Source organism: Lysobacter antibioticus (genome assembly GCF_000731095.1).
In the GTDB taxonomy this organism is placed as follows: domain Bacteria; phylum Pseudomonadota; class Gammaproteobacteria; order Xanthomonadales; family Xanthomonadaceae; genus Lysobacter; species Lysobacter antibioticus_B.
Map to the genome: position 1 here is coordinate 36,411 of NZ_JMTZ01000001.1, position 13,518 is coordinate 49,928.

The 13,518-nt window shown below is 66.1% G+C and carries 13 protein-coding genes; 4 read left to right on the plus strand and 9 right to left on the minus strand.

All coding sequences use genetic code 11. From position 1 onward, the window contains the following. Nucleotides 1-14: 14 nt before the first annotated feature. From EX88_RS0100160 to EX88_RS0100190, 7 genes are all read right to left on the minus strand, one after another. A complete protein-coding gene (locus EX88_RS0100160) occupies nt 15-905 on the minus strand; it encodes a LysR family transcriptional regulator (protein ID WP_036147692.1) in 891 nt (296 codons plus the stop codon). A 135-nt stretch (nt 906-1,040) separates the two neighbouring features. Next, nucleotides 1,041-1,859 (minus strand): hypothetical protein, encoded by an 819-nt coding sequence (locus EX88_RS0100165; RefSeq protein ID WP_031370007.1) that lies wholly within the window; start codon nt 1,857-1,859, stop codon nt 1,041-1,043. Nucleotides 1,860-2,023: 164 nt separating this feature from the next. After that, the gene (locus tag EX88_RS0100170) at nt 2,024-2,533 is read right to left on the minus strand and encodes a hypothetical protein (RefSeq protein ID WP_161786047.1); all 510 of its coding nucleotides are present in this window, start codon (nt 2,531-2,533) and stop codon (nt 2,024-2,026) included. A gap of 157 nt (nt 2,534-2,690) precedes the next feature. Further along, on the minus strand, nt 2,691-3,203 hold the full coding sequence (locus tag EX88_RS0100175; RefSeq protein WP_031370009.1) for a DUF5063 domain-containing protein: 513 nt from the start codon (nt 3,201-3,203) through the stop codon (nt 2,691-2,693). 21 nt (nt 3,204-3,224) lie between these two features. Then, complete coding sequence (locus EX88_RS0100180) at nt 3,225-3,806, minus strand: hypothetical protein (protein ID WP_152565990.1); 582 nt, start codon at nt 3,804-3,806, stop codon at nt 3,225-3,227. Nucleotides 3,807-4,000: 194 nt separating this feature from the next. Continuing rightward, a complete protein-coding gene (locus EX88_RS0100185) occupies nt 4,001-4,285 on the minus strand; it encodes a putative hemolysin (protein WP_031370011.1) in 285 nt (94 codons plus the stop codon). A 139-nt stretch (nt 4,286-4,424) separates the two neighbouring features. Next, nucleotides 4,425-5,372 (minus strand): lipase family protein, encoded by a 948-nt coding sequence (locus tag EX88_RS0100190; RefSeq protein WP_051884238.1) that lies wholly within the window; start codon nt 5,370-5,372, stop codon nt 4,425-4,427. A 507-nt stretch (nt 5,373-5,879) separates the two neighbouring features. On the opposite strand from EX88_RS0100190, the gene EX88_RS26355 reads away from it, so the two are divergent. Together EX88_RS26355 and EX88_RS0100200 are read left to right on the plus strand one after the other, a co-directional pair. After that, nucleotides 5,880-6,356 carry a YybH family protein gene (locus tag EX88_RS26355; protein WP_161786048.1) on the plus strand — a complete coding sequence of 159 codons (477 nt, stop codon included), beginning with the start codon at nt 5,880-5,882 and terminating at the stop codon, nt 6,354-6,356. 197 nt (nt 6,357-6,553) lie between these two features. Next, a complete protein-coding gene (locus EX88_RS0100200) occupies nt 6,554-6,754 on the plus strand; it encodes a hypothetical protein (RefSeq protein ID WP_031370014.1) in 201 nt (66 codons plus the stop codon). A 188-nt stretch (nt 6,755-6,942) separates the two neighbouring features. Here the strand turns inward: EX88_RS0100200 and EX88_RS0100205 are convergent, their stop codons facing one another. Both EX88_RS0100205 and EX88_RS0100210 read right to left on the minus strand, forming a co-directional pair. After that, nucleotides 6,943-7,476 (minus strand): hypothetical protein, encoded by a 534-nt coding sequence (locus EX88_RS0100205; RefSeq protein ID WP_031370015.1) that lies wholly within the window; start codon nt 7,474-7,476, stop codon nt 6,943-6,945. Between the two features lie 354 nt (nt 7,477-7,830). Continuing rightward, nucleotides 7,831-9,627: an alpha/beta fold hydrolase gene (locus EX88_RS0100210; RefSeq protein WP_051884239.1), complete on the minus strand. Its 1,797-nt coding sequence runs from the start codon at nt 9,625-9,627 to the stop codon at nt 7,831-7,833. A 504-nt stretch (nt 9,628-10,131) separates the two neighbouring features. Between EX88_RS0100210 and EX88_RS0100220 the strand changes: the two genes are divergently transcribed. Together EX88_RS0100220 and EX88_RS24155 are read left to right on the plus strand one after the other, a co-directional pair. Next, entirely contained in the window at nt 10,132-10,674 is a 543-nt protein-coding gene (locus tag EX88_RS0100220; RefSeq protein WP_152565992.1) for a hypothetical protein, read from the plus strand. Nucleotides 10,675-11,024: 350 nt separating this feature from the next. Beyond that, nucleotides 11,025-13,457, plus strand: coding sequence for a S8 family peptidase (locus tag EX88_RS24155; protein WP_051884240.1), 2,433 nt, complete (start codon nt 11,025-11,027; stop codon nt 13,455-13,457). The last annotated feature ends 61 nt before the right edge of the window (nt 13,458-13,518 follow it).

A 13,518-nucleotide genomic window follows, 5' to 3' on the forward strand; every position in this document is an offset into this window, starting at 1 on the left:
TCGCACCGGAGTAGCTAGGCGCTATCGCCGGCCTGGCCACCGCACTCGCCTTCCAGCCAGGCCGCGAACGCCGTCGCGCCGACGCTCGCCGGCTTCAGCGCAAGCCGGGTCAACCAATAGCCACCGGCGTCGAGCATCGGCTCGAACGGTTGCAGCAAGCGTCCTTCGGCGATCTCGCGCTCGAACATCGCCGGCGGCGCCAGGGCGATGCCGAGCCCCTGCAAGGCGCATTGCACCATCGTCACCGACGAATCGAAGATCGGCCCGTTGACCGGCCCGTTCGGCACGACCTGCGCCGCCTCGAACCACAACCGCCAATCGTCGACGAAGTAGGAACGCAGCAGCGGAAAACGCGACAGATCGGCCGGACCGCGCAATTGCGCGGCGAGGCTCGGCGTGCACAAGGGGGTCAACGGCGCCGCCATCAGGAAACGGCTTTCCATGCCCGGCCAGTTGCCGCGGCCGTAACGGATCGCGTAATCCAGCCCTTCGCCGGCCGGATCGACGCGGTTGTTGTGGGTGCTGACGCGGACGTCGACCGCGGCATGACGACGCATGAAATCGGCCAGCCGCGGCAACAGCCAACCGCTCGCGAAAGTGCCGACCACGCCGACATGCACGACTTCGCGCGCCAGGCCGTCGCCGACCCGGTCGAGCGCATCGTCGATGCGGTCGAAGGCTTCCTGCAGCACCGGCAACAGGCCCAGGCCCTCATCGGTAAGGGCGAGCCCGCGTGGCAGGCGCCGGAACAATTCCACGCCCAACTGCGCTTCGAGCTGGCGAACCTGCTGGCTGACCGCGGCCTGGGTGACGTTGAGTTCTTCGGCGGCGCGGGTCAGGCTCAGCGCGCGCGCGGCGGCCTCGAACACTTTCAGCGAACCGAGATTGATCCGGGGATGGGCCATCGCGGCTCCGTATGAATGCGAACAGGGGTGTTGCGCCCGGCGAATCGCATGCGAACGACGATTCGAGCGGTGTCAGGTCGGCGATTCAAGCCGTCGCCCGAGAGTGTAGCAACCGAACGCGACGGCTTCGGAACGCTAACCGCCCGCGGGCACGAACCAGGCCTCGTCCGGCGTCCGCACCGCGGCCTCGGCTTGTCTGTCGCGCAAGTAGCCGTACCACTCCTCTTGCACGCGATCGATCGGCCCGATCCGTCGTTCGAACGCCTCCGGCGAACCGCCGTCGCGGATCAGCGCCCGATAGCCTTGCGCGTATTTGCCGTCGCCATAGTGGAACAGGAAATGACTGAGGCTCCAGTACTCGACGTAGTACAGATTGAGATGACGGCCGATCTCCGGCCCGGTGTCGGCGAGCAGGTCGCGCAGCGGTATCCAGCGGCGCTGCGCGATGTCGCGGCCGAGATCGCCGCTCAACGGAATCCGGGTCAGCCACCAGATCGGATACGCCGTCGCATCGACGGTGCCGGGAAGCAGCACGCCGTTCTCGATTCGGCTCGCACCGAAGTAGGTCGCCAGCCCTTCGTTCATCCAGCGCCGGTTCTTGAAGCCGGCGACTTCGTTGTTCAACTGATGGGTCGCTTCGTGGACCATCCAGTGATAGGGGTTCTGCCCGCCGCCCGAGTAATAGGCGTGGCAGATCGGCGCACGGTAATAGGCCTCGGCCCAAGGCATGCTGCGGTTATGGGCGACGAACTCGCCGCGGTTACGGTACAGGCGCAGTTGCAGCCTGCCCGGCTCACGATTGGCGGCGAGCTCCTTGGCGAAGAACCCGCTATAGGCCCGATGCAGGCTTTCGACCGCAGCGCCGATGGCCTGGGTCTGCTCCGGCGTCGCCGTGGTCGCTATCGCGTAATGCTCGGTCTCGAAGACCTCGACCGGGGCTTGGCCGGCCGGCACGCGCTGCTGTACGGCTGGTTTTTTGTCCGATCCCTCACGGTGAGCCGGGTCACTACCCGAGCCATTGCAACCGGTGCAAGCCGCCAGCACCGCCGCCAGAACCAGGCGCTTCAGGGCAAACCGAACCACACTCATCGAGTTTCGCCTCGGCGCTCGACAGATGCTCACCGCAATCGCGCCGAACGCAGCTCGTGCTTGCGACATAATTGCTCTGGCTCCAATTGGCGATAGCGCGGTCCGAACCACAACCACCCGGGCCTCAGTTCGCCGATCGAGAGGACACGCGCATCGTGCAGGCTGAAAAGCACGTTGACGTAGTCACCCGACATCTGCTCGTGCTTGACGCCCGGCGCATAGAAATCGACCGAGATGTAGTACGGAATGTTGCTTTGTTCGTGATACCAGGAACCACTCAGTTCGATATCCTCGACACGCCGCGCCTTGATCAGCTCGGCAATGCAGTTCGGCAGCCTGATGGCGTTCGGACCGATCCTGAGTGTGACGAGCGGCGGTTGGTTTTCGGGAAATCGCAGGTCGAGAGCGACCGGGCCGAACCGCTGCGGAACACCCGCGACGCTGCCGTCGGAGCGTCGATGCAGAACGCGGTCGACATGCGCCTGCACCGTCATCGGCATCAGCACCAATGCCGCGAGCATCCACCCGGGCCGGTTCATCGCGCTCCCGGGTAGGAGCGGCGCAAGCCGCGACCGTGATGATTCCGGTCGCAGGCCGCTTCGCCGCCGCGCGCATTGCCGTGGTCGCAGCTTGCGCTGCTCCTACCCTGGGCTCGCGGCCACATCGGCGACACCCGGCCTCGCAAGAGATTGTCGATCACTGCGCATCCACCCCCACATCGGCGCGGGGTTCATAGATATCTTCGCGACGCTCTGCGATCCAGTACTGCAGAGGGTAAAGACAACTGGCCGCATGCCTGCCCCAATGTATCCAGAAGTACTGCCACCAATGCGACGCGGCGGCATCCTTGAGCCCGGCATCGAACAGGGACAGCCCGCCTTTGAGGTCGCGCCAGATATCGGCGAGGTCGTCGGCGATATCGCCGACTTCGTGCCCAGCGTCTTCGAAGACGAAGGGATCGGTCTGCTGCACGTAGTAATTGAACGGTAGCGACCCGAAACGGCGGAACACCACGGTCCAGGCTTCATGCGACAGCTCGTCAGGGTCTCCATGAACGACGCCTTCCGGCAGCTGCAACGCGCGTTCCTGAAGCTCGTACAGCAACCGCAGCGCGATATTCGCCTCGATCGCCGCCGCTTGCGGCTCACCCTCGGCCCAGGCGCAGAAACGCCGCGCGGTCTCGGCGAAACGTTCGATGGATGAATTCATTGGCTTTCTGGACAGCGGCTGTCAGGGCTGGGCTTTCACCAGTTTTCCGCCGGTCCAACGGTAGCTCCAACGATAGCGGCCCGGATCGGGGCAATGGATGGTCTCCTTCTGCTCACCGTTCCCGGTCGTATAAAGACGCTTGCAGATCGGCGAATCCTCTTTGACCAGGAACGACACTTCGACCTGGCGATCCAGGACGCGTATGCGTTCGACTTCGCCCGGGACCTGTTCGTTATGGCCGAAACGATAGCCGGTGCGCGCCGCCGCATCGCGCAGCGCCAATTCGTCGGGGCTCAAGGCAGAGACGACGGGCGCCGGCGGGCCCGCGACCAGCACGACGAGTTCGTTGGGGCAGTCGAAGTTCGCGCCGACGCAACGGGCGGTGGCCAGGAACAGGATTTCCTCCTTGCCATCGCCGTCCAGGTCGGCGGCTTGCGCACGACTGGAGAAACGCTCCTGGACGATGTCGTCGCTGTAGAACATGGCCATCTGGGCTTTGACGGCCTGGTCGATGCGCGCCTTCTCCAGCGCCCCGCTCGCGGGCGACGCCATCAGCAAGAGGACAGCCATGCTCAGCAGGCTTGTTGCGTTGGTACGTGACATCGGGCGCTCTCCTTGGTGGCCAGTGCAGACGATCCTTCGCCGCTACGATAGCGCGCCGCCGCATCCGATCCAATCGGCCGGGCATCCGTAGCCGTCCGCAACCAGCCCCGGGGCGCCACCCGCCGGATCGGCCAGGATCGCCTCCCGGCTCCGGGCTCCCATGCCGGTGTCGACCGGCATGGGCACCGCCGGGCTTACTCGCTCGGCGTCACGCACTTCTTGTCGCGGAACAGCGCCCACTCCTCGCAGACCTTGCCGTCGGGCAAGGTACATACACCGAACTGCCCGCCGTCCTTGCCGGTGCGGATCTCAAGCGTGCCGCCCAGGTCCTTGCAATGCACCGAGGCCGGGTTCGGCATACCGATCTTCGGGGTCAGGCTGGCCGCGCTATCGGCGGGCGTGGTGTCGGCCGGCGTGGCGCAGGCGGCCAAGGCCATCACGGCGGTCAGCAACAGGGCGAAACGGGGCAGGTTTTGCATGGCGAGGGCCTCGGGGAAACGAGGCCTCACTATACCCGCCGCCCGACAAGGCCCGGTCAAGACGCGTAGGCGCGATCGAGGCCGCCGGTGGATGCAACGGGGCCCGGGGGCCCGCCGCATCCTTCCGGCTGCGGGCGGCTCAGGCGGCCGCGCGCAACGAGCGCTCGAAGCGCATGTGCTCGCCGATTTTGTCGACCCAGCTGACGTCGCCGCCGGCTGGCGGCAGCTTGCTCAGCATCGTCCACTTGGGCTGGATGTAATCGGGGAACTGGCCGACCCACTGCTGCGGATTCGCCGGCAAGGCGTGGCTCAGCACCGTGGTCAGGTTGACCACCGAGTGCCGCGACAATTCGTGCGGAAACCACTCGCCTTTGACGTAGAAAGCGGTCTGGAACGCCGAACCCACCGCATGGAAACCCAGGTCGCTAGGCGGCAGCGTCGGCACGTAGTCCCAATAGTTGTAGACGCGAATGCTGTTCGCCGCCGGGATGGTGGCGTTATAGGCGGTCTGCCAGTCGAGGGTGCCGACCATCGGGCTGGAGAAATTGATGTTGGTCGTGCTCATCGACTGGCTGACCGCCAGGTCGAGCGAGAACAACTGGCTCAGCGCGGCGCCCAGGCTGTGACCGGTGACGTAGAGCTCGCTCGGCGTGTATTTGGCCAACAAGGCGAACAGTTGCTGCCGCATCGACTGGGCCATCGAACCGCCCTTGTCGTCGTAGATGCTGTAGAAGCCCGAGGCGACATGCGGCGTCGGCGCGACCGTGCCGCTGCTCGGTACGAACTCGGTGGTGAGGAAACGTACGTCCTCGTAGATGTCCATGTCCGAGTCGGTGCCGCGGAACGCGAAGATAAAGGTGCCGGGGTCGGCGATCGACTGGAACACCAACCCGTACTTCTCTTCCGAGCCGCTGATCAGGAAGGCGTCCCAACCGGTCCACGCGTCGATCTGCTGATAGCCCTCGGGCGACTGGAACGGCTGGCCCTGGTAGTAGTCGTAAGCGGCCTTCGAGGCTACGGCGAGTGCGATCGTCAGCGTTGCGTCGAGCGTCGCTTGGGTGGATGCGTTCGTGGAATCGGTGGTCATCGGATTTTTCCTCTCGGTAGGCAGATGCGAGCAGCCGACCGCACCGCTCTCGCCACCACAGCACGCAATGGGGTCCGACGACCGGCCACGATGTCGCGTTCGCATCCACATCGGCGAGGGATCGGCCATAAAAATTGTGACCGGGCGCATGATTCCGGGGTGGCGATCTGCGATGGAGCGTGGCTTCCGACAGCGCAAGGACGTTCGATCTCGCTGCACAGCGCGGGGCTTCGCTATTGGCATCCGAGCGGCCGGCTCTTTCGATCGAGAGCCGATCCCCCTGCCCCCTCATCAAAGGGGAAGCTCTTCGCGGAGGGAATCGCGTCGCCCCCCGAACTCCAGAGGAGGAATGCATCAGACAAAGGAACTCTTCGCCGTCGGCTCACCACGCTCAACGACGCATCGCGCATTGAACAACTCGGTCAGTTCCTTTCGCGATCCGGGTACATCGTCGCGCGAACGCCTTCGATAACGTTCAGTCTCCAACCACTCCAGCAAGGACCGAACATGAAGAGTCGTACTTCGATGGCCGCTCTCGGCATGACGCTCGCGTTGTCCGGTTTGACTCCGTTCGCCGCGGCGGCGCAGGACCCGATGGCGGCGCAGCACCGTCACTGCGAACGCGAGTTCGAACGCACCTCCGAAGCGCTTGGCGATGCCTTCGCCCGGCGCGATCTCAATCGTTTCATGGCCGGTTTCGCCGAAGATGCGGTCCAGGTCAACAGCCTCGGCCAGGTGCTCAACGGCAAGCCGGCGATCACTGCCTTCTATCGCGCGGTGATGGCCAACGAGTATGTGTTCAAGCGTACCCTGCTGGCGCAGACGATCAGCCAATGCTCCAGCGCCGTGGTCGTCGACCGCATCGAATTCACCATTCCCTCGGCCGGCATCACCCTGCACGCAATCGATGTCGCCAACTGGGCGCGGGTGCGCGGTCAATGGCGGTTGAGCGCCGACACCACCACGCCGATCGCCAAACCGTAAACCAGGCAGGCCATAAGCGGCAGGCTCCGGCGGGGCCTGCCGCAAGGGTGTGAAGCAAGAATGGCGGCGCACTGCTGTACGCTTCCGGTTCCGGGCCTGCATCACGCCCGGCGGTCCGAGGGCTCATCGTCGCAGGCATTGCGATGCAGGTGACGTATCCAGGCATTCGGGAATGCCATGGGATCGCAGAGGCCGCCATGTACGTCTATTACGTGAACCGCAACGCACAGCCGAACGGAAACCACGAGGTGCATCGCTCCGACTGCCCGTTCGTGCCGTTCAACAAACAAGATCTGGGGTATTACCTGCATTGCCAATCGGCGGTGGTCGCGGCTAAACGCTACTTCGCCCAGACCAACGGCTGCTATTGGTGCTCCAAGCCCTGCCATAGCGCTTGAACGCAAAGGCCCGCCGAATGGCGGGCCTTTCTTTATCGAAATGCGCCTGCCCGCCGAATGGCGGGCCTTTCTTTATCGAAGTGCGCCTGCCCGCCGAATGGCGGGCCTTTCTTTATCGAAGTGGACCTGCCTGCCGAGTGGCGGGCTTTTCTTTATCGAAATGCGCACCGAACGCAAGGCCGGACCGATCAGCCGCCGGTTTCGCGCAAAGTGACGCCGTGCTGCTTGGCGTAGGCCTCCTGCGCCGCATTCCAGGCGATGGCCTTGCTATCCACATCGCCGATCAGGCGCTCCATGTCGGTGCCCAGCGAACCGAACTGCTGATCGCTGTAACCGTCGGGCAGCTTGCCCATTTCTTCCAGCTTGGCGAACGCTGCGTCGACACTCTTGAGGTAGTCGAGCATGCTCGCGTGCAGCGCAGCGGCGTCCTCCGGCGGCGGAAACGCCTGCGTCACCGTGGTGTTGGCGGCCAGCTCGCGGCGCAGGCCGGCGAACTGGGGCTGATAGCGGCTCATGCCCTTGCGCGTCTGCAGCACCTTGCTGAACTCGTCGGCGCGATCGCCGCCGAGCCAGCGGACCGCGGGCGTGCTGGCGGAGTTCCACACCGAGACGTTCTGCTCCAGGTATTCCTCGGCGGTCATGGTGCTGCGTCCACCGCTGCTGCAGGCGGCAGCGAGGAAGGCCAACAAGCAGATCGAAACGAGGCGATTGAGTTTCTTCAAGACAATGTCCTTTTGCTGATGAGAGATGCGTCCGATGCGCAGCGGCGCCTGAGCGCCACCCGTGGGGAACCGGAGCGATGCTTGCGCGGCCGGGTCGGGATCCCCGCACCGACACGACGCCGTGCCGCCGGGGTATCCAGCGGGACGGGATCGGTGCCAGTGGACGATGCGCGAGCCCTTGAGGAGCCGCGAAAAGGAAACCAGCCTGCGGCCGCCGTGCATGGTAACTCGGTGGGCCGTCGAGCGGCGCGGACGCGTCCTCCCGCGCGACAGCCGCCCGATTGGGCAAGCACGTTTTGGCAAACACGCTTGGGCAAGCACGCCCGTTCGCAGCCGTCCCCAGTGACGCAGGGACTAGACCCGCGTCACCACCAACCACAGCAACAACAAATACAGCGCGAACGAGAAGCCGGTGACGAAGGCCTGCGTCGCCGGCGCCATGCCGAGCAGGCAGATCGCCGCCGCAATGCCCTGCCAAAGAAAATACGCCGCCGCGATCAACACCAGCCACACCAACGGCGGAAATAACCCCAGCGCCTTGACCAACACATTCTGCCGCCTCGGCACCGGCTGGATCTCGTCCATGTCGACGCGTCCGTCGACGACGAAGCCGGCGATCACGTTCCATACCGACTCCACGATCGCCGCACCGTGCCCGCCTTTGACGTAGGTCACCTGGCTGACGCCGGCATCCGGTTGCGAGAGGAGGAAGCCGTCGTGTCCGGCGCTGCCGAGGTCCTGCAGCCTGAAGAACTGGAAGAATTTCGGGAAGAACGCCACCACCCAGTCGCCGGTGGCGACGAAGTTGAGCACGCCCCGGACCCTCGGCCGCTTGCCGTCGAGGAAGCGCCGCCAGTCGTAACTGCGGCGCACCACGCTGCCGGCGAACACGACGCGATCGAAACGGCAGCAGGGATACAGCTCCAGCGCGCGGGCCAGCAGATAGGTGCCGTTGCTGTGTCCGACATAGGAAAAGCTCGCGTTCGGATAACGCGCCAGGGCTTCGGTGTACTGGTCCATCAGCCATTCCACTTTCTGTCGCCGATACCACGGGAACAGGAACGGCAGCATCGGGAAATAGCCGTAGCTGGAGGTCTCGGTGGCCCAGGTGGCCAGGCGGTCGCCGGCGCGTTGCTTGATGCGGCGCGCGATCTTGTGGGTCCAGTAGCCGACGTCGCGAATGCCGTGCATGACGAAGACCACGCGCTCGATGCTCTCGTCGGGCGCGGCGAAACGCTCGTCGGACGGCACCACGGCTTCGCGCTGCAGTTGCGCACTGTCGGCTTGCAAGGCCAGCACGAAGGCGCGGGTGCGGCCCGCGCCGACGATCGGGTCGGCCATGTCGATGATGTCGGCATGCCCGGAATGAGGCACGTCGAGGTAAACGAAATCGCCTCCCGAGACGAGATCGACGTTGTCTTCGGGCGCAACCATGTCGTCGCGCGAACCCAGCAACTGGATCGTCAAGGCGCTGCCGGGCGCGGCCGGCGCACTCGCATCGCCCTGCATCGATGGACCGGTGCGGCTGGCGCGGCGGCGCATCAGCAACCACTGGATGCGCAATTGGGTGATGAATTCGGCGCCGCGGCGAAAGGTGAAGACCAAGGGCCAGCGCCGGCTGAAGGCATGGATGACATGGCACAACAAGCTGCCCAGGCTCCACACCGGCGCGTTGGCGAGGCTGAGGTGATGCGACACGCGCCAACCGCGGTTCATGCCGGCCAGCAGCACGATCCGCGACACGCAGCCGGCCCAGGGCCGCGCCGGAACGAGTGCCGCTTCGTCGGCGGATGCCGGCTTGAACACGGCCTCGAACGGAGCGCCTTCGACTTCGCCGCAGGCCACCACGTAAAGTTTTCGCGCCAGCAGCGCGCCGAGGCTGTGCCCGACCAGCACGATATTGCCGTAGCGCGTGGCCTGAGCGTAGGCCTGGGCGTATTTGCGATCGATCTCCGTCAACAAGCCTGCGACGATCTCGTTCGGATCCGCCATCGACAAGCGCGATGCCGGCAGCTCCGGGCAATAGATTTCCGCATCCGGCCAGGCGCCGCGCACCAGGGCTTGCACCGACTCTAGCCTGGCCGCGGTGTGCATATAGGCGTGCAGCAGTACCACCAACGTCCGCGAACGCTCCTCGACTTGCGTGTTCATCCCGCCCCCTGGCTGAGTCACGACGCTGCTCCGCAGCGAAATCCACGGAACCCTGCAATGAATGCCGCGCCCGATTCGGCCCGGCGGCCATCGCTCTCGCTCTCGCGGACGCTTGCGGCGCGGACGCACGCACGGATGGCCCGGGGCCGAAACCTCGGGACCGCGTCGCTGCATTCGGCGCGGGACCGAACGGCACCGAGGAACATACCCTCGCCGACCGAGCCTGCCGATTCATTCAACGTGGAAGCAGGCTGACTCCGGTCAGACCGCCTTGTCGAAAGCGCGCAGACGGAACAACCGGAGCACGGCGAAAGTGCAGGAAATACGCTGCAACCGGCAATCCATGCCACGACGGACGCGAGTGCAAACGCGGGCTCGAAGGAATCGTTCAACATCTTCCTCCCAGGTCGCAAATTGGCTCCATCGCTCGTCAACCGATTGGGCCTCCATTGGAACCGCTGGCGCACCTAAGGTCGCCATCGTCCCAACCACCGAGACAAGACGATGACCCACCGCACTCCCCGCTCTGCCCGCACGTCGGCGCTGATCGCCGTGTCCATGCTCGCCCTGTCCACCGCCCCTATGGCGTTCGCCGCGGCCCCTGCAAGCAACGCAGCCGCAAGCAGCGCCCCGCAACCCGCCGCGTCCGGCTGGGTCAGCGACATCCTCACCCGCATCTGCGCCCGCCAGTTCGACGTCGCCCAGCGCACCGACATGGAATCCTTCCGCGACTACGACGCCGAAACCTTCCGCGCCATCCACGACGAACGCGCCATCACCGTGTTCGACAGCGGCGGCGTGCGCATCGGCATCGACGCGATCATGACCGCATTGGCCGGCCACTTCACCAACCGCGAAGCCAAGTGGAGTTGGACCGAACGCTATCGCGTGGTCGACGGCTGCAACTCGGCCTACATCCTGTACGAAACCGTCTACGAGATCCCGCGTATCGGTTATCGCCAGAAAGCCCTGACCGGCGTCACCTACAGCCACGACGGCCGCAAGTGGCTCGCGATCGCCGACCAGGGCACCAAGCTGCCGCCGTGACGGCATGCGTGGCGGCGGTCGTTCCGCCATAGGCACGGCGCAAAGGCGGCTACGGCCGCCTTTGCTTTTTCCGGAGCACAGGCTTCGCAGGTGCGAGTGCGACAGTGCCGCGTCGAGGAATGCGGATCTCCGCCGGCCGAGGACAGGCCCGGTTTGGCCGCCCGCTTCGGGTCTTGGCGTTCGCTTCCGGTGAGGAGCCGCGCGCAGCGTCTCTTCGGCGGCCGCGGAGAACGGCCGGCTTCACTGGACTGCTCGGCTCGCCCTGTTTCACCGGCCGCAGAAACACGGACGTCCGCATGCGTCATCGCCAACCAGCGCGCAGGACTGCGGTCGCCACCAGGAGAGGTCCGATGAAATCCAGACACTGCACGCCCGCGCTGCATTGCGCGGCCGGTCCGACGCGTCCACCGCAACATCCGCCCACCGCTTCGCCGACGCCGCGCTACAGCGGCTTCGTCATCCTGCGTTTGTCCGATCGCATTGCGCCGGGTTCCGACAAAGACCTGCGCAGCCTCGCACGCAAGCACAAGCTGGTGGCGCTGTCCAAGTTGCTGGAAGAGGCGACGGTCGAATCGACCCGGCCGGTGATCCGCAGCGTCGATGCCAAGCGCTTGATCGAAATGGAGCGCCGCGCCGCGCAATCGCCGTTTCCGCCGTTGCGCAGCCTGACCGGTTACTGGCGCCTGGATCTGCGCCATCGTCCCGACGACGCCGAAGCCCTGGTCGCACGCTTGCGCCGGCTCGCCGAAATCGCAGACGCCTACCGCGAACTCGAAGTCACCGAACCGGTCAACGACGCCGACGACCCGTATTGCGCCGGCCAGGACTACCTGGATGCCGCTCCGACCGGCATCGACGCGCGCTGGGCCTGGACCCAGGCCAACGGCACCGGCGGCGGCATCGGCGTGGTCGATCTCGAACAAGGTTGGTTCCTCGGCCACGAAGACCTGGTCGGGCACGCGCCCAGCCTGATCTTCGGCGACAACCGCGATGGCGTGAGCACCTACAAGGGCAATCACGGCACCGCCGTGCTCGGCGAAATCGCCGGCATCGACAACACCCTCGGCGTGGTCGGCATCGCCCCCGACGTGGGATCGGTGCGGGTGACCTCGCATTACGACGCCGGCACCGACACCAACCTGCACGTGGCCGATGCGATCGTCGCCGCGCTGCCGAGCATGGCGGTCGGCGACGTGCTATTGCTGGAAGTGCAACGCGGCGGCGCGATCCTGACCGAAGTCGACAACGCCGACTTCGATGCGATCCGCCTGGCCAGCGCCCTGGGCGTGATCGTGGTCGAAGCCGCCGGCAACGGCAGCAACGACCTCGACGCCTACACCGACGGCGGCGGTTTCCAGGTATTCAACCGCGCCAGCGCCGATTTCCGCGATTCCGGCGCGATCGTGGTCGGCGCAGCACTGTCGCCGCTGCCGCACAACCGCGCCGGTTTCTCCAGCTTCGGCTCGCGCGTGGATTGCTATGCCTGGGGCGAGAACGTCACCACCTGCGCCTACGGCGATCTCGACAACGGCGGCGGCGACGACAACCGCACCTACACCGCCGGTTTCAACGGCACCAGTTCGGCCTCGCCGATCGTCACCGGCGCCGCGCTCGTCACCCAGGGCATGTACGCCGCGACGACCGGCACGCGCCTGTCGCCGGGGCAGATGCGCAGCCTGCTGTCCGACCCGGCGATCAATACCCCGCAGGGCGGCGGCGTGGCCGGCGCCATCGGCGTAATGCCGGACCTGCGCGCGATCATCGAGGACACCCTGGGCCTGGTGCCCGATGTTTACCTGCGCGACGCCGTCGGCGACAGCGGCGCGGTGCCGTCCACCGGCGCCATCAGCTCCAGCCCCGACGTGATCCTGCGCCCGACCGCGGTGGCCAACCCCGACGCGGCCTTCGGCGAAGGCAGCGGCACCGAGAACAGCAACACCCTCGGCCACGAGGCCGAAACCGGGCAGGACAATTTCCTCTACGTGCGCATGCGCAATCGCGGTGCCGCCGATGCCGACGACGTCCGCGCGACGGTGTACTGGAGCCCGGTCGCGACCTTGCTGACCCCGGACCTGTGGAACCTGATCGGCACCTCGGCGCCGGTCGACGTGCCGATGGGCGACACCCTGGTGGTCGCCGATGCGATCACCTGGCCGCAAGCCGACATCCCCGCGCCCGGCCATTACTGCTTCGTCGCCAGCCTCGACCATCCGAGCGACGCCGCGCCGCCGCTGCCGCCCGGTCCGCCCAACTTCGACTGGGATGCCTTCCGCGACTACATCCGCGCCCACAACAACATCACCTGGCGCAACTTCAACGTCGTCGACCCGCCGCCGGATCCGCAGGCCTGGTTGTCGTTGCCGCTCCTGATCACCGGCACGCCCGATCGCGCCCGCGCCTTCGATTTCGAGATCGTGCGGCGCTTGCCCAAGGGCGTCACGGTGCACCTGGAACTGCCGCGCGACCTCGCCCGACGCATCGGTGCCCGGGTGCCCTGGAAGGTCGATGTACCGCGTAAAGGCGATCGCGCCACCATCGCCTTGCCGGGCCTGCCGCGCCTGCCTTTGTGCGGCCTGCCGCTGCCGCGCGGCGCGCGCCTGCCGGCGCGCTTCCTGGTGCGCGGCGCCAAGCCCGAACAGATGCAGGGCGCCAGCATCGCCATCCGCCAACTGTTCGAAGGCGAGGAAGTCGGTCGCATCACCTGGCAATGCCTCAACCGCGGCAACGCCGGCAAGGCCAAGCCGGCGATGGCGGTCAGACCGGCAGCGGCTAAAAAACGCTGAAGCCTCGATGCGCTTCGTCGGGCACGGCGCCGCAAACGGATCCGCCCGAAGCCGCGTCGGC